The organism is Levilactobacillus hammesii DSM 16381 (genome assembly GCF_001434395.1).
GTDB classification, from domain to species: Bacteria; Bacillota; Bacilli; order Lactobacillales; family Lactobacillaceae; genus Levilactobacillus; species Levilactobacillus hammesii.
Map to the genome: position 1 here is coordinate 1 of NZ_AZFS01000053.1, position 19,830 is coordinate 19,830.

General features: G+C 49.7%; 16 protein-coding genes and 1 other annotated feature. Of the genes, 11 read left to right on the top strand and 5 right to left on the bottom strand.

The window, feature by feature from the left end:
* Positions 1-645 precede the first annotated feature (645 nt).
* On the bottom strand, positions 646-2,361 hold the full coding sequence (locus FD28_RS06055) for an aryl-sulfate sulfotransferase (protein ID WP_057733624.1): 1,716 nt from the start codon (positions 2,359-2,361) through the stop codon (positions 646-648).
* A 480-nt stretch (positions 2,362-2,841) separates the two neighbouring features.
* Positions 2,842-4,557, bottom strand: coding sequence for an aryl-sulfate sulfotransferase (locus FD28_RS06060; RefSeq protein WP_157059860.1), 1,716 nt, complete (start codon positions 4,555-4,557; stop codon positions 2,842-2,844).
* A gap of 237 nt (positions 4,558-4,794) precedes the next feature.
* On the opposite strand from FD28_RS06060, the gene FD28_RS06065 reads away from it, so the two are divergent.
* The 4 genes from FD28_RS06065 (at position 4,795) to FD28_RS06080 (ending at position 8,320) form a co-directional block, all read left to right on the top strand.
* The gene (locus FD28_RS06065) at positions 4,795-5,526 is read left to right on the top strand and encodes a DUF975 family protein (protein ID WP_057733626.1); all 732 of its coding nucleotides are present in this window, start codon (positions 4,795-4,797) and stop codon (positions 5,524-5,526) included.
* A 574-nt stretch (positions 5,527-6,100) separates the two neighbouring features.
* Positions 6,101-6,475 carry a GntR family transcriptional regulator gene (locus FD28_RS06070; protein ID WP_057733628.1) on the top strand — a complete coding sequence of 125 codons (375 nt, stop codon included), beginning with the start codon at positions 6,101-6,103 and terminating at the stop codon, positions 6,473-6,475.
* Positions 6,472-7,365 carry an ATP-binding cassette domain-containing protein gene (locus tag FD28_RS06075; protein ID WP_057733631.1) on the top strand — a complete coding sequence of 298 codons (894 nt, stop codon included), beginning with the start codon at positions 6,472-6,474 and terminating at the stop codon, positions 7,363-7,365. The genes FD28_RS06070 and FD28_RS06075 overlap by 4 nt, the downstream gene beginning before the upstream one ends.
* A gap of 16 nt (positions 7,366-7,381) precedes the next feature.
* Positions 7,382-8,320: an ABC transporter permease gene (locus tag FD28_RS06080; protein WP_057733634.1), complete on the top strand. Its 939-nt coding sequence runs from the start codon at positions 7,382-7,384 to the stop codon at positions 8,318-8,320.
* A gap of 160 nt (positions 8,321-8,480) precedes the next feature.
* Here FD28_RS06080 and FD28_RS06085 read toward each other — a convergent pair whose 3' ends face one another.
* Both FD28_RS06085 and FD28_RS06090 read right to left on the bottom strand, forming a co-directional pair.
* A complete protein-coding gene (locus FD28_RS06085; protein WP_057733636.1) occupies positions 8,481-9,938 on the bottom strand; it encodes a PH domain-containing protein in 1,458 nt (485 codons plus the stop codon).
* Complete coding sequence (locus FD28_RS06090; protein ID WP_057733638.1) at positions 9,925-10,401, bottom strand: PH domain-containing protein; 477 nt, start codon at positions 10,399-10,401, stop codon at positions 9,925-9,927. The genes FD28_RS06085 and FD28_RS06090 overlap by 14 nt, the downstream gene beginning before the upstream one ends.
* A 362-nt stretch (positions 10,402-10,763) precedes the next feature.
* Between FD28_RS06090 and FD28_RS06095 the strand changes: the two genes are divergently transcribed.
* The 5 genes from FD28_RS06095 to FD28_RS06115 all read left to right on the top strand — a co-directional run bounded on the left by FD28_RS06095 (position 10,764) and on the right by FD28_RS06115 (position 15,928).
* Positions 10,764-11,204, top strand: a complete 441-nt coding sequence (locus tag FD28_RS06095) for a nucleoside 2-deoxyribosyltransferase (protein WP_057733640.1) — start codon at positions 10,764-10,766, stop codon at positions 11,202-11,204.
* Positions 11,205-11,657: 453 nt separating this feature from the next.
* The gene (locus FD28_RS06100) at positions 11,658-13,064 is read left to right on the top strand and encodes a cytosine permease (protein WP_057733642.1); all 1,407 of its coding nucleotides are present in this window, start codon (positions 11,658-11,660) and stop codon (positions 13,062-13,064) included.
* Positions 13,065-13,549: 485 nt separating this feature from the next.
* Positions 13,550-13,792, top strand: a complete 243-nt coding sequence (locus FD28_RS06105; protein WP_057733644.1) for a hypothetical protein — start codon at positions 13,550-13,552, stop codon at positions 13,790-13,792.
* A gap of 102 nt (positions 13,793-13,894) precedes the next feature.
* Complete coding sequence (locus FD28_RS06110; RefSeq protein WP_057733646.1) at positions 13,895-15,379, top strand: helix-turn-helix domain-containing protein; 1,485 nt, start codon at positions 13,895-13,897, stop codon at positions 15,377-15,379.
* 180 nt (positions 15,380-15,559) lie between these two features.
* Positions 15,560-15,928, top strand: coding sequence for a MarR family winged helix-turn-helix transcriptional regulator (locus FD28_RS06115; RefSeq protein ID WP_057733649.1), 369 nt, complete (start codon positions 15,560-15,562; stop codon positions 15,926-15,928).
* A 106-nt stretch (positions 15,929-16,034) separates the two neighbouring features.
* On the opposite strand, the gene FD28_RS06120 is transcribed toward FD28_RS06115, so the two are convergent.
* The gene (locus tag FD28_RS06120; protein WP_057733652.1) at positions 16,035-16,265 is read right to left on the bottom strand and encodes a hypothetical protein; all 231 of its coding nucleotides are present in this window, start codon (positions 16,263-16,265) and stop codon (positions 16,035-16,037) included.
* Between the two features lie 204 nt (positions 16,266-16,469).
* Between FD28_RS06120 and FD28_RS06125 the strand changes: the two genes are divergently transcribed.
* Positions 16,470-17,840 (top strand): Nramp family divalent metal transporter, encoded by a 1,371-nt coding sequence (locus FD28_RS06125; RefSeq protein ID WP_057733654.1) that lies wholly within the window; start codon positions 16,470-16,472, stop codon positions 17,838-17,840.
* A gap of 46 nt (positions 17,841-17,886) precedes the next feature.
* Positions 17,887-18,084: a binding site (T-box leader), on the top strand.
* A gap of 56 nt (positions 18,085-18,140) precedes the next feature.
* Positions 18,141-19,400, top strand: a complete 1,260-nt coding sequence (tyrS, locus tag FD28_RS06130) for a tyrosine--tRNA ligase (RefSeq protein ID WP_057733656.1) — start codon at positions 18,141-18,143, stop codon at positions 19,398-19,400.
* Positions 19,401-19,830: the final 430 nt, after the last annotated feature.

The window sequence follows — 19,830 nt, forward strand, 5'->3', positions numbered from 1 at the left end:
CCTCAGGCCTTTCGTGATAAGGGCTGAGGGCTATTTTCGTACTTTCAACCTTTAGTAAAACATATTTAAGTTGGGATGGAAGCTATTATGTCTATGCTTTTCATGTCACTAGAATTGTTTTATTTAATGTGGCATATTCAGTACCTGAGCCTGGTTGATAGGCGTGTAAGTGTTGAGCAGTTTATTAGTCCATATAGAAAAGAAAATTCGTTTAATGTGTGAGACGTTGAAAAATTGCCTGCTTTTTAATAAGGAAATCATGGGTAAAGCGCTAAAACGAACGTAGGAAAAGATAGCTTTTTACGCAGAAGGTCTAAATTATCATTGTCTAAGTTAATGTTGGTTAGGGAAAGTCTCTTGATTACGTATTTGGTCAGGAGGCTTTTTTAAGTGTGACACAAAAATCCCTTTGTGGTTGTCAGATGAATTATATTATTTCATCCGACAATCGCAAAGGGATCATAAAGTCAAAATTTCTGAAAGAGCTAGTTTTATTTTTGCCATCATAGTGCCGAAACGTGGGCCACAAGGCAGTTTGTTGCGCTTAACCCGATAACAGAAATTATGCCAAGATCGGGCATAATCCCTGTTATCACGTTAATGCTCGCAAACTAACCGCCTTGTGGCCCACTCTTATTTTTGGCATTATTTCGTCGCAATTGCCTGCAGGCTCAACTGCGCCGATCCCGGATACAGGGTCATCCGTTGGGCCCGGTAGCTCCAGTCACCGTGACCAAAGCCAGTCCGGTCAACGTCAAAGACAATCTGCTTGGTTTTGCGGTTGACCTCGACAAATTCGCTTCGCTTGCCGTTGTCCGCGTAGCCAAAGCCAATCAGCGTGTTCCCCTTGCCGACGGCGTAGCTACTCCCGACGATGTTGGTGAAGTTCCGTTTGCCCAGTGTCCGGCCAAAGCTCCAGGTCTTAGTGACCGTTTTTTTCAGCTGGTCGATCCTAACAATCTCGCCGGCCGACCACTGCTTGGATTGGGCCGTCTTGCCCCGAGTAACGGGGACGTTATTGTCGTAGAATTCCAGGTCAATCTTACTGCCCGTGTTCTGGTGGGTATTGATCAACATCACCGCGTGTTGCCCGCCGTTGTAGCGATAGTGCTTGGTCGTGGGCTGCAACAAGTATTTCTGATAGGACTGGGGCAACTTCTGTGGTGCGGCCAGAATCCACTTGAGCTTAGTGGTCTTGTAGTTGATGGCTAACATCATATCCTGATTGCGTCCCGAGATAATCAACTCGCCATTCTTGCGGTTATAATACATGGAATTCTGATGGAACCAGTCAATCTTACCGTCGGTGCGGTGGGTGCCGTCGTACTTTTCATAGGCGGACTTCGGTAGAATCCGTTTCAGGTCAATGACCTTCTTGATCTTACCGGTCTGCCGATCGATCTCAATCATGGTGTCTTCCACAAATTTTTTACTGCCATCGTCTACGGTTAGCAGCAGGTTGTGATTGGGCAGTTCAATGGCATCGTGGTGAATGACCGTGTTGGTGGCCAATTTGGTCGGATCAGTCTTGGTGGGAAAGAGGCCGTTCAGATTGTATTGGTGATAGACGCGACCGTAAAAATCCGTTTCCTGCAAGGCGTTTGACTTGGCATCGCTGGCCTTAATCTTGGTATTGATCAGCAGGTGCTGGTTGGCCAGCTGCTTAAACACGTGCGAGAGAGGTTTGGTCGAGTACCAGCGGACCTTGCCCTGCGCATCCAGACCATAGGTGTAGCCCAGACTGCTGACGGCGAAGGTTAGCTTGGTGTTGCCCGTTCCCAGGGCCATCTGCTGCGGCTTACTGGTCTTTAGGGTATTTTTGCCAATCGCCTGGGGTGCCGCCGCGGTCTTCAGGGTATAGGTGGTTCGCGTTGTGGTGCCATTTTGACGGGTAAATGTCAGCGTGACACGGTTGGCGCGGTTGGGGTAAAGGCCCAGGACGCCCACGGCATGTTGCGTGTGGTACCCCTTGAGTTGCTTGGTGAGGGTGGTTGCCGCCGTATCCCCGTGGACCGTCAGTCGAACCTTAGTTGCGGCCGGCGTCTTGACCAGGATGAGCCCGGCCAGCGGGGAGGTCTTGTAGGGGTTCACTATGACCCGAGCGTGGGTTGACCCGACCTTGACCTGTTTGAGTTCCCGGCGGTAGGTTTGGCTCAACCGATTGGTGGCCGTGGTGTTGGCCGTTGACAGCGCGGGACGAATGTTGAGCTTAATCTGGTTCGTGGTGAGAATGTCCTTCTTGGCATAGCGCTGGTGCACCAGCAGGTAACGGCGAATGTTGTGGCGCTCGTGGTACGCGGCGCCACCCACCACGATCAGGACGAGCAACACGCCAATCGTGATTTTCCAAAACTTCTTCATACGTCTGTAACTCCCTTATCTAAATTCCGGATAGCCGATGGTTAACTGCCACTCATTGTAGCAAGCGCTTCCGGTAACGTGCAAGTTAATATTTTAGGACAGAACTTGTTTATACATCGTGTCTCTGTCTCAGTGAAATATCTGACCGGGCTTCGATTGATTCAGCCGGCTAAGTATCATTTTGGTGCGGCAGGGATGAATCACGCCCTGATCGAACGTGATGACGCGGAGAGGCTCGTCTCCCGGGAAAGGCCTAACTTTAATCGGCTGTGTTGGCGAACGCCTTAGCGTGGGCGGAAATACTGTCGACGGCTTAACCGCCAATAAGTGGTACCCGTCAATGATAACCGAGCCAAACGATCAGAGCCGGTGAGTTGTTTTTAGGCTTAAGAACAAAAGGATCGTCCCCACCAAACCTTGACGTGACGGGAACGATCCTTAAATCATCGTGAAGCTGGTGGCGCTAGTTAGATCAGTAACCTAACTTAGGTGAAAGGCGTAGTTGCTAGGAAATAGGGGCTGGCGGTAGGCCCGATAAACGTAGCCCTTGTCCGGAATGTTATCGATATGGAGGTTGAAGACCGGTTGATTTCCGGCGACCTCGATAACGTTGCTCCCGGTGCCGTCCTTGGCATTCAGGTAGCCAAAGTCGATCAGGTGGTTACCCTGGCTGAGACGCTGGCTATTGCCAATTCGATCGGTGAAGTTAGCTTGACCGAGTTGCTTACCGTACGCCCAATTTTGCTTGATGGTCATGTGTTTTTCGTTGACGGTGTACTGCACTGCCTGAGAATATTTCCCGCTGGTCTTGCGATCCCCGTTGGTGACAGCGTAGTTGTTGTCGTAGAGTAGGAGATCCTTCGTGTGCGCATTGCCATCGTGATCGGCGAGTAGGTAGGCCGCGTGCTGACCACCGGTGATGGTGGTTCCCTTGGCGGCTTTCAACACGAATGGGCGGTAGGCCTTGGGCCAGTCGCTGACCTTTTTGCCTGAGAAGAGCCACTTAATGTTGCCGGTCTTGTAGTCCATCTTCATGACCAGATCCTGATGCCGACTGGAAATGACCAGGCTCTTGTCGGTCCGATCGTAATACAAGGCATTGTTATGCAGCCAGTCGACCTTGCCGTCCGTTCGGGTAGAAGAGGTATACTTTTGCCACATCTTCTTAGGCAGAATGCGTTTCATGTCGAGCACCTTCACGACTTTCCCCGTTTTGTGGGAAATCTCAACGATGGTGTCCTCAACGTACTTGCTGCCATCCGAAACGGTGGCTAGGAGATTGTGGTTGGGCAACTCAATGACGTCGTGGTGAATGACGGTCGTTTCCTGATTGTTTTCGGCTTGCGTCGTGGCCTTGATGTTCTCCGTGCTCTTCGTGGTATTGCTGATATGGTACTGTCGGTAAACGCGGCCCAAGTAGTCTGTTTCAATCAGGTCATTGTAGACCATGTGATGATTATCTTTCTTATTCATCAGAATAATGTGACCGTTGCTGAGTTGCTTGTAAATGTGCTGGGCGTAGTTGTCGGAGTACCACCGAATGGCACCGTCAGCATCGACCGCAAATGGCCGTTGGGTGGAACGAATCAGGAAGGTCATTTGATTCTGACCCAGCTGCATCTTGGTTTTATCCGCCTTTGTGACCGACAATTTCAGCTGGGCGAGGTTTTTCGCCAGAGCTTGCGTTTGAATGAAAATGGTCTTGGTCGTGACGGTCCCATTCTTAGCCGTCAGTCGAATCTTAACCGTGTTATTGTAGCCAGCGTATAGGCCGACAATGGGCAACGTGTGGCTCTTACTGTAGCCCGGAATCTGGTTCGTCACCGAGGTCTTCGCAGTCTTACCGACGACGGTATAACTGACCTTGACGGCATCGTTCGTTTTAAATAGGGCGAGTGCCGAAAGCGGCGACGTCCCATAGGGGTTCAGCGCCACATACATGTGGTCAGCGGTGTAGTTCCCCGAAGCCAGCTTATCCCGTAAACTAGCGGTCGTACTGGCTTGCTGATCCTTTAGCGTCGAGACCAAGTCACTCCCAATATTGTGCTTGATCTTGGCGGTTGATAGCAACGCGGAATCCTTGACCCGTTGCGGTTGCTTGGGCGTGTCAGCCTTAGTAGACTGGGCACACCCGGTTAATGCGAGGACGACGAAGGCTGCCCCAATCAGCCAACCAAAGCGTCTGTGTATTCTCAAAATGGCACCACTTTCTCTATGTATTGATGCGAGTACGCAATAATTCCTTATCACTATAAATCGCACCTGTTTATTAATTATAGGATGTTATTTTAATGGAATTATAAGTAATTTGTGAAGATCATGTGAATTTAAGGCCGTTTTAAAGTAAATGGGTGTGGGCCATCGCTGAAAAGGACGGAACATCTATGGTACAATGTAACAATCACAGGCAGTGAGCATGGAGGAGGAGTTTACATGGATTCGCAAGACCGGATTAATTTTAAATTAGGGGCCAAGAGTCAGATCTTGGACAACATTGGTTTTTACATACTGCTATCGATTCTGTGGATAGCGCTCAACTGGATCGGGGGCATGGTCTACGAACGGAGCGTCAACGTCTTTACACAGACCGTGACGAACAACGGCGGCACCTTTATGACGAGTGTCTTTTCGTTCGGCTGGCTACTGATCATTGCGGGTCAAATGATGCGTGCGGGGACGCGTTTGACCATGATCGATATCGATCGGGGCAATGCCGAATTGGACAATCCCATCCAACGGAGTTTTAAGCTGTTTGATAATGGCCGTTACTTCCTGGGGTGGCTCTTCATTGCCATCCTGATCGGCATCTTCACGTTCCTGTGGAGCCTGCTGCTGGTGGTGCCAGGGATGATCAAGGCTTATTCCTACTCTCAGGCCTTCTTCCTGTACAGAGACGCGGTCGATAAGGGGGAAGACTTGTCAGCGCTACAGGCGATCACCAAATCACGGCAACTGATGGATGGCAATAAGGCCTTCCTGTTTATCATGGACCTGAGCTTCATTGGCTGGTTCCTGTTAAGCTTCATCACCTTTGGTTTGGCAGGCCTGTTCGTACAACCGTACTACGACATGGCTCGGGCGAAGTTTTTCAATCAGCTGGTCGTGCGTCATGACAATCCCCAAGCAACGACTGCCGGAGATGATCAGGGGCAGATGCCAGGCTAGACCTTGAGGGACGTTAAGTTTTAAGATGGTTATCGGAGAAATAAAGATTATCAGGACCCGATGATTTCAGGGGAAATCACGGGTGCTCATTTGGGACTGACGGAGCGAGAGGCTGCGTTGGTCCTTTTTTGTTAGGCCGTGACGGGTTAAAAAGGGCGAAGCGTCTGTTCATTTATGGACATGGGAGCCACCCTTGACTGCTAACGGTGACGGCTACTATGGGGATTGCTAGCAGTTTTTACCACAATGCTTGGTTGAACAATCGTGCAATATTCCTTTACACCGTTGTGGTTAAAACCTAGATGTAGCCGTGAGTGAGCTAAATTCGGACTCAGCCGTGGGATTTTTCAAGTATTCTATCTCGGGCGACTGCAGGCAACCTAGTCGAAACGTGTTCCACACTCTTTTCCATCCCAGTCCGAATTTGGCGAACGGCAAGGCGGCGGCTTTCAGCAATATATGGGCAGTGACGATGCTATGAAAATATTAATTTCAGGTTAAGGGGTTGTCATTTTAACTGTACTAGGTATAATAGTACACACAGAACACGTAGCCATACCAAGGGGTGAAAAGCATGCAAGTCAACGATCAGTCCAGCCTGCCCTACTACGAGCAGCTGGTTCTCCGCGTGAAACAACAGATCGTCCAGGGTATCTTGCAACCGGGTGATCGGCTGCCGTCAGTCAGAGAGATGGCGCGGCAGGAACAATTGAATCCGAACACGGTCAGCAAGGCCTACAAGCAGTTGGAAGCCCAGCAAGTAATTTCCACGGTCCACGGGAAGGGCACTTACGTCCGTGAAGCCATCGCCCCCGCCGGTAACTCGGCACAGGTGGTGGCCTCGAAGAAACAACTCCTAACGTTATTAACGGAGATTCGGTACCTCGGTGTACCGTTGGACGAAGTTGTCGATTGGATCAAAGCGGCATATGAGGGGGTAGAGCAATGACATTACAAGTAACAGGTTTGAGCAAGCAAATTGATGGCAGACCGATCATTCAAGACATTAATTTTGGGTGGGCGCCCGGCGAGATTATCGGGCTAGTTGGCCGAAATGGGGTCGGTAAGACCACCCTGTTTCGGACGCTAATGAACCACTACGTTGCTGAAGCCGGACACGTTTCGGTGGATGGTGATGACATTCGCCAGGTGCCACAGCGGCAGCAGCAACTCTTTTTTATTGATACCCAATACAATTTCTTAGGGACGTACCGGTTGTGGGAACTGCCACGGTTCTTTGGCACGGTGTATCCACAATTTGATACGCAACGGTTCACGGCCTTAATCGATCAATTCAAATTAAATGCAAACAGCCAGTATCGCCGGTTGTCCAAAGGGATGCGGGCACTGGTCAACTTGATTCTGGCGTTAACGTCGAACGCCACTTACATCATTTTGGATGAACCCTTTGATGGGTTAGACGTGATCGTCCGGGAAAATATTGCAACGATGGTGATTGATGAGGTTGCGGACCAGAAAAAAGGTTTCCTGATCTCGTCACATGATTTGAACGAGTTGGATGGCCTGAGTGACCGGGTGCTTTTACTGAAGGATAGTCAACTGGTCCGTGATTACAATCTTGAAGAGATTCGGGCTAAGGCCAAGAAGATTCAGCTGGTCTTAAACGATAAGGTGATTCCAGAAGTCTTGAAACAAAATAGCCAGTTGATTCGGGTATCCGGGCGTGTACTGGTGGTGGTCATTACCGACTATACGACAGCGATTGATCAAGAGCTAAAGGCGCTCAAGCCCGTCTTGTTCGAAGAGTTACCACTGACTCTGGAAGACCTGTTCCGTGCTAATTTGGCGCACGATACGGGTTACCAGATGATGAAGTAGGGAGGAAATCAGGGACATGTTTAGAAATAAAATGGATCAATTGATCTGGCAACGTCATCGGCGCATGTTATTTGCGATTGCCATCTTAACCTTGCTGGGTGTCGTGATGGTGTCACTGGTGGCCTTAAACAATATTGTGGATGATCGGGAGACCCACAACTTAGTGAGTGCCACGTTAATCAATCAGTGGCGGCCTTACAACGGCGGTTATTTCGCTGCTTACTCCATGTGGTTAATCTTAGCGGCGTGGTTGAGCGGTTTGGAAATGATGCACTTGGATTTGAGCGATAACTTTAACCAGTTCCTCTTCAGCAGCGGATTCAGTCGGCGGCACATCTATTGGTCAAAGATCAAAGTGGCCTTTGCCGTCTTGCTCCTGTTGAATGTGGTGGCAACCGGTATCGAGTATCTGATCTACTGGGTAGGCACACCGCATGGGTACACGTGGACGATTGCCTGGCCAGGGGTCTTAACGTCTTGGTTAGTAGGGATCATCATGTCAATTGGCATGTTTGCCATCAGCTGGTTTGCGGCGGAGATTATTGGTCAGTCGGGACCACTCGTGGTGACCATCGCAGGTTTTACCGTTTCTTTATCGGGGCTTGCCGGAATTGGTGGTACTATCTTACACGGGAGCCCCTTTTCCTTGTCGAATGACCAGGTGATGTGGGTTGGCCTCATCGCTTGGCTGGTTTTCGCCCTGGCCTTATTCTTCTGGGGAGCGGCCCTCTATCAACATCTTTCACTGGAACACAACGGTGAGTACTTATTGTTCCCACACTTGCGGGTACCGGTATACATCGTCTTTGTCATCTACGTGACCCTGCTATTCAGCTGGGCATCTGATGGTTTGTCCATGGTGGTTGCTTTTGTCCTGTCGGCCCTGTTCGGCTACGGCTGGCTGTGGCGTCCACGACTGGGCGAAAAGTGGCATCAATGGCGTGAACGTAATTAAGGCTAGAGAGTAGGATTTAAATATAAAGCGGTGACGCGCGGCTTGGGGAAGTTCGCGCTTACCAAGGGGAGTGCCGGTTCGTTGGGGAAGACGAACGGGTGAAAAAGCGGGCACCATCAACGATTAAGGTTGATGGTGCCCGCTTTTTAGGTGTGATCATTTAGACCGTGTGGAGATACCAGTCATAGACGCGTTGGGCTTGATCGGCTTTCAGGTAACGAAGCTCGATAGCCTGGTTCTTGTTACCATGACGAACGTTCACAATGAGGTGCATCAGCCCCGTTTTTTTCATCCAAATGGATTGACGGAGACGGACCGATTGAATCGTCTCGACCGGCACGTAGTAGGTCTCTTTGGTCCAAACGTGACCGGTTTGCAGGGCCAAAAGCGTAGGTGTGACGAGCCCACCACCGGTCTGCCGAGCCGCGAACAGGCCTTGAAAATAGGCGATGACCAGGATCAGGGCAAACGCCCACATCCAGTGTGGCAGTAGGAAACTGGCAAGGGCAACCGGGACAATGGCCACCAGAAGGGCATTGCGCACGAGGTACCATTTCCGCCGGTCGGCCACGTTGAGATCGCTGAGATCCGGGGTGTGGTGGGGCAACCAGCTGACAAAGGGTGGGGCCACATCATAGAGCTGCGACTGGGGAACGGCCGGTAGGATCACCAGGTCATCATCGTCGTCCTTAGAAGCGGCCTTGGAAGCCAGCAGAACCTGCACCGTTTGAATGTGCAGCCATTGCCGGAAGATATTTTGTTTGACTCGAACGGCCTGGATGCGCTTGAGTGGCGCCGTGATGGTATTACGTTGAAATAACCCCTTGGCCGTCTCCAATTGGTGGCCTTGAAGGGTCACGTCGAAGTGGTAGTAGCGCATGTAGGTCCACAAAAAGGCGCCAATCCAGGCAATTAGGACGATCACGAGGCCACCGCCCACCAGTACGATGAGGGCGAGGTGGGTGGCATCATCGATCAGCGTATCCGTCCAGTTGCGCGGAATCTTATTGTAAATTGCCAGAAGAATCAACAGCAACGGGATGAATCCGGTCGAGGTTACCGCAAATTTAAGCAGGGTGTGGCTGTCAATGCGATAGTGGGCAGTGACGGAGAATTCCGCCGTCTCCGCTTCTGGATCTGTATCCCCAAGCACGTCATCAGCCGTCGCAGCCGGTGTCGTTGCTGCTGGGACACCCTGGCGGTACCGCTCAATCTCACCCGCTAGTGAGGTGGATACCGCTGCCAGCCGAGCCTCGGGTTTATTGTCGTCGTGGCTGGCCGTTTCGATATAGAGTTCCTCGAGCTTGAACGGCGCCAGAAAGAACCACTGTTTGCGCTGGACGGTCTGAATGCGACCGTAGGGAATGTGCTCGTGGTGCCGGACCACTACACCGGAATTCACCTCAATGGCTTCCGGTGTCACGCGGTAGCTCAGCGTGGCCCAACGGATACAAGGCCAGATAAGAATGGCAAAGACAATCACTGCCCAGCAGAGCGCAAACCAAAAAGGATCGCGATAGAGAGTCAGTGCTAGGATCAGCAGGTACCAGTAGTCACGAATTGACTTGGCGATGTGTAACAGTAGGCCCAATGGATGGGTACGTTTAGGCTTGGTCATGGCGGGCCTCCCGCGCGAGCCGCATGATCTGATCGCGCAAGGCTTCAGCTTCGTCTAATTCCAGTCCCTCAATGCCGTGGTTAGTAGAGGCAGTGGCGATCGAAACCTTAGTTAATTTCTGCCATTGTAGAAGGGGACCCGCGTTCAGCGTGACGTTTTGAACACGAGCAATGGGGATGGCCACCCGTTTCTTAAAGATGAAGCCGGCTTGCATTTCCACGGCTACCGCAGAGATTTGATAGCGGGTAAACCGGTACCGGTAGGGAATCAAAGCCGCTTCAATGATCGGTTCTAGGATGGTAAATGCGGCAAAGGCACTGACCAGCCATAGGGGCCAGTCCCAGTAACGATAGGTTAACCAGATGAGTCCGGTAATGACCAGCAAAGCGATAAAACTGCCAACGGCGCTAATCCCCCAGATTAGCTTGATCCGGTTGGGTAAGTGATGATTTTCAGATGACATAGATGCAAGAAACTCCTCTCCTGATAAAATAAGTGTAGCAAGTTGGGCGCTCGCTGACAACTAACCGTGGTAACTAATTAATTTAGAAATTTGTGAGGGCAGGCATGACGGGTAGTTTACCGTTTGACCCTAAACAGATTTCAAGGTTTGGGGTTTGACGGATTTCGTGTCTGCCCGTATAATACTTAACAACAACCAAATAAGTCCTTTTAATTTAGTCCCGTGAGGCTAATAAAGGTACGGTAGAAGTCATTTGTGTGCGCTCAAAACACAAGTGAACCTAGCGGCCGGAATTCCTGCGGGATTCGGCCGCTTTTTTCATGCCGAGAGGGTTGAAATCGAATCGATGGAGGAATTTAGTTATGTCACAGATTTATGTTGCGAGTCCTTTCTTTAGTCCCGAACAGGTTGACCGGGTGAAACGGGTGGAGGCCGCTTTAGAAGCCAACCCAACGGTCAAAGATTTCTACTCACCACGGCTCCATCAAGACGCCGCCAATGAACAATTCACGAAGCCATGGGCGACGGAAATCTTCCATCGCGACATGGATCAGATTGCGGCGGCCGAGGTCATCGTGACGGTGATTGACTTTGAAGCCAAGAACCTCGACTCCGGCACGGCTTACGAATTGGGTGTGGCAACGATGAGCAACAAGCCCATCATTGCCATTCAGGAAAAGGACGAAGCCGTTAACTTGATGATTACCGAAAGCATGCACTGGTACACCAAGAATGTCGACGACCTTAAGAGCTACGACTTCACCACCCGGCCAACCGGCGAGTTCGTGGGACAAATTCTGTAGTCAGTCAATCGGCGTCAGTGTGGGAAACGCCGCCTTGCCGTTCGCCAAATTTGGACTGGAACGCGGTGGGCAGGACGGTCAGAGCCAAAGAGCGGTCTCTGGCCTCGCTTTGAGCCACTGTCTCAAAGTCGCCATTTTTCAAGAAGAACACTTGAAAAATCCCACGGCTGAGTCCAAATTTGGCTCACTCACGGCTACACAACCTATTGCCAATGCCTTGAGATAAGTTCCAGTACGGCTTCGGCCGCTGCTGTGATTCTCCAACAGCTTAGTCGGAGAACGTCAGGGTCGTTAGCCAGTTACAGAAATTAAACAGTGCAAAAGCACAGTCGAACGATGATCGGCTGTGACTTACATAGGCCGCCAATGGGGTGAACGGTAAGGCGGCAATCATAGGTAAAGAGAAAAAGTCACAACAGTTCGCAGCATTCGAGAAGAGAAAGGTGAGGACGTATGGCACAAGAGATTAAAGCAACCGCAACACAAGCACCTAAGGAATTCGGGAGAGTTGAGTCGATTCCCAGTGAACACCGGCGCATGTCCAATTGGGATTTGTTTGCCACGTGGATTGGCGCTAACGCGAACAACGGAACCTGGTACATTGGCGGGGTGATTGCCGCCTGTGGGTTCCTGACAGCATCGACGACACTGGTCGTTGTGGGATTGATCTCTTACGCTTTACTAGCAGTCGCTAGCTACATGGGGTATCGCACGGGATTACCGGCGATGGCATTGACGCGGGCATCGTTTGGCCTGCGGGGCAGTTTTATTCCATCAGTCATTAACGTGATTCAATTTATCGGCTGGGCGGCCGTGAATACTTTCATTGCGGCTACGTCTATCAGCTATATTTTTGGGGAATTATTCGGCTGGCCGCTGTACGGGAAACCCGGTGGAACCTTCGGCTTGATTGTCGGTATTATTATTATGAGTGTCCTGCATTTATTGAGTATTTCGCTGGGTGAGCGCTCCGTACGTTTGATCGAACGGATCGGAATTATCCTGGTGGTGGTCTTCGTTCTGTGGGAATCCGTGGTGGTCTTCCGCACGGTTTCCTTTAGCGAAATCGTGGGTTGGCAACCACCGCACAATTTAAAAATGTCATCTGGGGTGGCGGCCGATACGTTAGCTGCTTTCAACCTGGCATGGGTGACGGCGGCCTCCGACTTCAGTCGCTTCACGAATAAGAAGTCGGCCGCCACTAAAGCCAGCTTCCTGGGCGCCAACTTCGGCCTATTCTGGTTCGCCTTCATTGGTTTATTTGCCACGATTGGGACGGCGGTTTCACTGAACCATTTCGACCCGAACAATTCGGACCCTAGTACGGTGGCGGCCAAACTCGGGCTGGGCATCATTGCCCTCCTGGTGATCGTGTTAACCAGTACCACGGCCAACGCGGTTAACTTAATGTCGGCGGGGTCGGCACTGACGAACATGACCCATCGGTTGTCCCTGAACGTGAGCCTGTGGATTGTCACATTGGCGGCGACGGCGGTAACCTTTATTCCGGTTTATCTGGCCAGCTTCCTGGATGTCTTTGAAACCTTCCTGGACGGAATCGGCATGTTCCTGGGGCCCGAGATTGCTATCTTCTTAATGGATTACTTCATCCTGAAAGGCAAACGTTACCGGCTCAGCGAATTTACCAAGGTTCATGGGGCCTACTGGTATGCCCACGGGATTAACTGGGTGGCGGTTGCCAGCTGGGGACTTGGCGTGGTGGCCTACTGGGGATTGAAGCAAGTTCCTCTGATTGCGACCACGGTAGGGGCCACCTTTATTGCCATGGCCATTACCGCAGTGATCTACTTCATGGGGATGCGCTTTACGCGGCCACAGGCAGTTAAGATGCAAGCCTAAATGGTGCCGTACAGATGCAGAAAGCACTTTCGTCTAAAAACGCATTAATATAGAAGAAACTGACACGGTTATTCATTCCACTGGGAAGCGAATGACCGTGTTTTTTATTAGTTCAAACATGGACGTGAGCGTAGAAATGAACTTAAAAGGCCGCTAAGTTAGGCTTATTGACTTAGAGGCCTTTTAAGAGCTCGAGCAAAAATTTTATTCAAAGGATTACGGCTATTCACCTCAAATCCGTCGACTTGAAAATGAGACGGATTAATATCATATTACTTACCGCCAGATAGATGGTTGAGGCACAACACTTAACTTTTTCAGCTCTTTGGTTGCCGTGTTGGCTAAGGGTAACGTATCCTCAAGGAAAGCTGATGAGTTGGGAATTATTTGGAAATAACGAAAAAATTATTGAGCCGGGAGGGACGAGGTCTTCTGGTGAACGTGTTAGAATAAAGTTGGAAAGTAAGTATAGGAGGGTGATCAGTATGATGCAAGAAATGCCAATTTTACCACTAGTGGACCGATTGACGGATGGTAAGAGTGTAACGTTGACCACAAGTGATGGGCAGAATATTCTCATTCAGCCAGAAGTCATTGCGGGGCAGCTGACCGGTAACTATGTAAGCAGTGCGATTCCGGGCATCCGCTACGATGATCCCCGGATTATTCTGAAAGAAACGCTGACGGAATTTGACACGCGCAACGTCACCATCTCAAGTATCGATTAAGGTAAGCGTGACGTAGGCAGAAAAAATAATGGTCGTGAAACTCCCTAATGAGTCTGAATTGGGGGGCTTTCGTTTAGGCCAGGCGAATGAGAAGTGAGAGAATTGAAGATCGACTTTGCGATGTTGACGGCCAGGGAGACGTTAAAGATTCGGCTGTTGACGTTTATTAATGACGAACAACGGCATTTTAGTCTAACGGCGTTTGCTGAGATGACTGATGTGAGCTATTCACGGGCCTACCACGTTCTGTTGAATTTACGAACGGATCTGCTGGTTTTAGATCCTCAGGCATCCTTAACCAAGGATGATTTGATCACGACGGTCACCATGGATGAGTACCGGTATTGGTTGTATCGGCAAAGTATTCCCTATCAAGCCATGATGGCGACCCTCAAACAGAATTATCAGCAGGCCAGCGCATTTTGTGCGGACTTGGGGATCAGTACCTCCACGTTTAATCGCCGGATGAAAGCGATGAAGCAACAGTTGGCGCAGTACGACCTCCAACTCATTGCCAATCCCTTGCGGCTGGAGGGAAATGAAGCGCTGATTCAGTTGCTGTATTTCATGTTATTTAGCACGACTTTGACGGCGGTAGCCGATTTACCACCGCTATCCGCCAAGATGAGAATCGTTCACGATCAGATCATGACCACTTATGCCAATACTGGTATTTTTCAGGAGTCGGCCAGCCTGACCCAACGCAAGGATCTCCTGGTCACGTTGGCGTTACTACGTTTGGATCAGGGGTATCGGTATGCGCCGCTGCGGTTCCCACTGGGGCATTTGACGGATCTGCGTAATCTGGCGGGGACGTTACAGACCCAATTAGGCGACACGCCGCAGCAGGCACTGACGGAACTCGCAACCTTGGATTACTTACTGACGAGCTCACCGTACTTTGTGCGAGCGTTGCAGCCCCAGGCCATGCGCCGTCTGTATCTGGGACTACGACAGCGCGCGTCGAACTACGAGTTGGCGCCCAACGTTCGGGAGCTCCGTGACTATGCGACTGGTCAAGATTGGTTTGCAAATTGGTTGTTTGCGCTCTGCCAGTTCATGCTCCTTTTTCGTGTAGATCCCTTGTTGCGGCCAGAAATCACGGCCCTGTATCAGCCAACGGAATCCTCTATGGCAGCGGCAGCGGCGTTGGCCAAGAACATGGGCCACTTGTACCCTGGTCAAGTGGCGGCCACGGATGTTCGGTTGGTACAGAAACATTTAAGCAAATACACCAACGGGTTGACGTTAACGGAAGCGCGCGTGGAAATCTTGGTCACTTACGATATGATTGGTGTGACGACTGATATTTTCAATCGGCTCCTGAGTGGCATTGTTCATCTGAGTTTACTGACGGATCAGACCGTCATTGATCCGCACAACCGGGATAATTATTTAATTGTCTATGGCGTGGATCCGTTGGCTGCTGGATTTGCCGAACGACAACAGATTGAGGCCTTTCATTGGGTCAAGGAATTGGCTTATGGTGAGAATTTAGATCGACTCATTCGCGTTTTGCGGCATCATGAGCTATCCCTATTTGCTCTAGATTTTAACAACCGGAGCCACCCACTGGATGGCGATTAGGTGAAAATAGTGTTAAAAAGACTGGGACGATGTGCCCAGTCTTTTTTGTGCGTTCAGCGAAAAGGTTCAGGGGTCAAAATAGGATATATGGCGGACTAATTATCCAACCGGAATGTTTCACAGTAGACAGTTAATGGTATAATGAAAGCGGATACACATTTGTGAGAAGGGGCGTTGAAAATGGTGAAGCATGAGCAATTACAAGAATTAACCAGAATCTACGGTTTAGTGACGCAGTGCTACAACCAGCCATTAGCAGAACTCAGTTTGAATTTACCGCAATGTCAGTTATTGACCTACGTTGCTGGTGAAGAACTGTCGGTGGCTCAGGCTGCTCAAAAGCTGGGATTCTCGGCAACCCGGACTTCAAACCTGGTGGTCGATCTGTGCAAACGGGGGTATTTGAGCCAGCGGGTGGCGACGAAGGATCGCCGGCGACGTTATCTGACGCTGACCGTGTTGGGGCAAAAAAAACTGGATTTGATTCAAAAAAAGTTACCGGCGACCTTGGACGCGACTTTGCAGCAGCTACAGCGTGCCGGGGAGTAGGCCGTTAGCGGGAACGTTGCGTGTGTCTTACATATGAGAATGGTCAACGGTGGAAAATGTGTCCGTTAAACGTAAAAATAACTAAAAAACCGGTAGGCCCATGGGCTTACCGGTTTTTGGCTTGTGATTTGACACGAACGGGTGCGTGACGCCGCGTCCAGAGATCGGCGATGAGGCCACTAATGACGACGGTTGCTAGGCCAGCGGCACCTAGGGTTCCCAGACCCACTGCGGCGGGGGTGAATTGCCATTTAATCAGGGCAGCCAAGGCAGCGATTGTCAGAACGGCAATGAATAGGGGCGCGAGTAGTTCAAAGAATAGTTTAGTATGGGGCATGAGGATCACCACTTTCTGTAAAAATAAATATAAAAAGAATTATGCTGCAAACACCTTGAAAACACAAGGGAAAATTGCATTTTTGGGGTTATCTATTTAATGGGTAATTTAAAATTAAAGTTAGGGCCGATTAAAAAACGCTTTACAAATACTGACCTGTCCGTATAATTGGATGTTAGCTAAGAGATAAGGGAGTTGGAAAATATGACAGACAACGTTTCAACGAAACCGACAAAGTTGGCCGGCTACGCAAACGGACCGTCATTGGAAGAAGTAAACGGGACCGTCACGATCCCTAAGGAAAAAGGATTTCTGAAAAATTTAATGGCCTTTTCAGGGCCCGGGGCATTGGTTGCCGTGGGTTACATGGATCCAGGAAACTGGGTGACCTCAATCGGTGGTGGTGCGAAGTACGGCTATCTGCTGATGTCCGTGATCTTAATGTCGAGTTTAATCGCGATGTTGCTACAATACATGGCGGCTAAACTGGGCATTGTGACACAGATGGATTTGGCGCAAGCCACGCGAGCACATACCAGTAAACGCATTGGCGCCGTGCTGTGGGTCGTCACAGAATTGGCCATCATGGCCACGGATATTGCTGAGGTAATTGGGGGCGCTATTGCCCTGCAATTGCTGTTCGGCGTACCGCTGATTTTGGGTGTGTCACTAACCGTATTTGATGTTTTATTACTATTATTGTTAACTAAATTAGGCTTCCGCAAAATTGAAGCCATCGTTATTTGTTTGATTACGGTAATTCTGGTGGTCTTTGCTTACGAAGTTATCATTGCGCAGCCCAACATGGGTGCTGCCGTTGCCAACTTCATTCCCCGGACGGAGATTATGCATTCCGGGCAATTGACCATGGCGTTGGGAATTGTGGGGGCAACCGTCATGCCACATAACCTGTACTTACACTCGTCCATTTCTCAGACTCGGAAATTCAATCGTGAAGATCCAGCAGAAATGCGCCGTGCCGTGAAGTTTACGACGTGGGATTCTAACATTCAGTTATTTGGCGCATTTGTCATTAACTGTTTACTCTTACTCCTGGGGGCTGCAATGTTCTTTGGCAAGGGTACTGATCAGTTGGGCACCTTTGGCAATCTGTATGCCGCGCTTCAAGATAACCAATTGGCTGGCGCGGTGGCCTCACCCCTCTTGTCAACGTTGTTCGCCGTTGCCTTGCTGGCGTCCGGCCAGAACTCGACTATTACGGGAACGCTGACGGGACAGGTCATTATGGAAGGTTTTATCAACTTAAAGATTCCATTGTGGGTGCGTCGGTTAGTGACCCGGTTGATTTCGGTGGTACCGGTGATCGTTTGTACCATTATCTACGGGGGAAATGAAGCGGCCTTGGATAACCTGCTGGTCAACTCGCAGGTCTTCCTGTCGATTGCCTTGCCATTTTCGATGATTCCACTGACGGTGTTTACCTCTTCCAAGAAGATCATGGGGGAAGAGTATGTCAATAAACGCTGGGTGACGGTCTTGGCCTGGACGTGCACGATCGTTTTGACCTTACTAAATATCCAAATCGTGTGGGAAAGCATTAATAGCCTCTTTTAACCACGTGGTGTATTGACATTTACTGGGACTCCCGGTATCATCGACAACATAAGCAAAGAATCAGTCCAGTAGTGGGTGCGGCTCCGGTCAAGAAATCTGACGGTGCTGGGAGTCGGAACGTCCGTAACCACGAATTACGCTGAGGAGCGGCCGAGTGATCGGCGGGTCATTCCGTTAAAGATGACGAGCGGTTGTCAATGGACAACAACTTGGGTGGTAACGCGGATTTCAATTCGTCCCTGATGGCATAGTGCCATTGGGGGCTTTTTTATTGAGAGATTTACTATAGGAGGAACGGAAATGTCAATTATTGATGAGTTAAAATGGCGTGGCGCAATTAACCAACAGACCGATGAAGCGGGCCTGGCAGAATTAGTGAACGATAAGGCAGTTGGCCTGTACGTTGGGATTGACCCAACGGGGGACTCCATGCACATTGGTCACTTGATTCCCTTCATGATTCTGAAGCGATTCCAGTTAGCCGGTCACCGACCATACATTATTATTGGAGGCGCCACCGGTTCGATTGGTGACCCATCTGGTAAGAAGTCCGAACGGGTCTTACAAACGATGGACCAAGTTCGCCACAACCAGGACTGCTTGACGAAGCAAATGGAACATCTCTTTGGCCAAGACGGCACCTTTAAGATCGTGAACAACTACGATTGGTTGTCTAAGATCTCCTTGCTGGACTTCCTGCGTGATTACGGGAAACTGTTTAACGTGAATAACATGTTAAACAAGGAAGTTGTTGCGTCACGGCTTGAGGTCGGAATTTCTTACACGGAATTCACGTACCAGATTTTACAATCCATTGACTTCTTACACTTATTCCAAGCAGAAGACGTTCAACTTCAAATTGGTGGTGCCGACCAGTGGGGGAACATCACGGCCGGAATTGACCTGATCCATAAACTCAAGGGGTCAGATGCTAAGGCATATGGGTTGACTATCCCCTTACTCTTGAAGGAAGATGGGACTAAGTTTGGGAAGTCTGAAGGTGGCAACATCTGGCTTGACCCAGAAAAGACGTCACCATACGAGTTCTACCAATTCTGGTTCAACACGAATGATAAGGACGTTATCAAGTTGCTGAAATACTTTACCTTCCTGGACCAAGACCAGATCAAGGAATTGGAAACGTCAGTGGCTACGGAACCTAAGAAGCGTAAAGCACAGATTCGTTTGGCTGAAGAAGTGACGGAATTCGTTCACGGCCACGATGCCGTGGTTGAAGCGCAACACATCACCAAGGCATTGTTCTCTGGGGACGTTGCGGACTTGACGGCTAGCGAAATTGAACAAGGCTTTAAGAAGATGCCTTCTGTGACGGTCAGTGCGGACAAGAAGAACCTGGTAGAGTGGCTAGTTGATGATACGAAGATTGAATCTTCTCGTCGTCAAGCACGAGAAGACCTTTCTAACGGGGCAATTCGCATTAACGGCGAAAAGGTCACGGATACGCAGGCCGAAGTTGATCCCAACAGTGCCTTTGACGGCAAGTTTGTCATTGTTCGTCGTGGGAAGAAACGGTATTTCTTAGTTCGGATTGCCAAATAAGTTTGTTTTTTTGAAGCGCAGTGCCTTTTTTAGGGGGCTGCGCTTTTTAAGTGTCAAAATAAACCCGAACGAGACGATTATCAAAATTAAGGAACACACGGCCGTCAGTTAACAATTCAGTCGTTTCCAACTATAAGTTTTGCCTTTGAAAAAAGATACGTTTATTTTCAGCTTTTAGTTGACGGATAGGGCTTTTACTTGGTATAGTTATATACGTTGTCAAGGCAAGACATCAACTAGACCAATTCAACAAGTTGAAATTAGTTGTTGACAGTCACTTTGATAAAATGTTATGATTTATGAGTTGTCGCGTTTGCGATGGCAATCAACGAGAAACGTTGTTAAATCAAACTTCTTGTTGACATCAAATCAGCAACATGATATGATAATTAAGCTGATTACTTCGGTAATCACTTAGGTAGACCTTTGA

Coding starts and splice junctions, on each gene's coding strand:
- FD28_RS06055 (WP_057733624.1), bottom strand. CDS start 2,361: ATGAAGAAGTTTTGGAAAATCACGATTGGCGTGTTGCTCGTCCTGATC.
- FD28_RS06065 (WP_057733626.1), top strand. CDS start 4,795: ATGGATTCGCAAGACCGGATTAATTTTAAATTAGGGGCCAAGAGTCAG.
- FD28_RS06070 (WP_057733628.1), top strand. CDS start 6,101: ATGCAAGTCAACGATCAGTCCAGCCTGCCCTACTACGAGCAGCTGGTT.
- FD28_RS06075 (WP_057733631.1), top strand. CDS start 6,472: ATGACATTACAAGTAACAGGTTTGAGCAAGCAAATTGATGGCAGACCG.
- FD28_RS06080 (WP_057733634.1), top strand. CDS start 7,382: ATGTTTAGAAATAAAATGGATCAATTGATCTGGCAACGTCATCGGCGC.
- FD28_RS06085 (WP_057733636.1), bottom strand. CDS start 9,938: ATGACCAAGCCTAAACGTACCCATCCATTGGGCCTACTGTTACACATC.
- FD28_RS06090 (WP_057733638.1), bottom strand. CDS start 10,401: ATGTCATCTGAAAATCATCACTTACCCAACCGGATCAAGCTAATCTGG.
- FD28_RS06095 (WP_057733640.1), top strand. CDS start 10,764: ATGTCACAGATTTATGTTGCGAGTCCTTTCTTTAGTCCCGAACAGGTT.
- FD28_RS06100 (WP_057733642.1), top strand. CDS start 11,658: ATGGCACAAGAGATTAAAGCAACCGCAACACAAGCACCTAAGGAATTC.
- FD28_RS06105 (WP_057733644.1), top strand. CDS start 13,550: ATGATGCAAGAAATGCCAATTTTACCACTAGTGGACCGATTGACGGAT.
- FD28_RS06115 (WP_057733649.1), top strand. CDS start 15,560: ATGGTGAAGCATGAGCAATTACAAGAATTAACCAGAATCTACGGTTTA.
- FD28_RS06120 (WP_057733652.1), bottom strand. CDS start 16,265: ATGCCCCATACTAAACTATTCTTTGAACTACTCGCGCCCCTATTCATT.
- FD28_RS06125 (WP_057733654.1), top strand. CDS start 16,470: ATGACAGACAACGTTTCAACGAAACCGACAAAGTTGGCCGGCTACGCA.
- tyrS (WP_057733656.1), top strand. CDS start 18,141: ATGTCAATTATTGATGAGTTAAAATGGCGTGGCGCAATTAACCAACAG.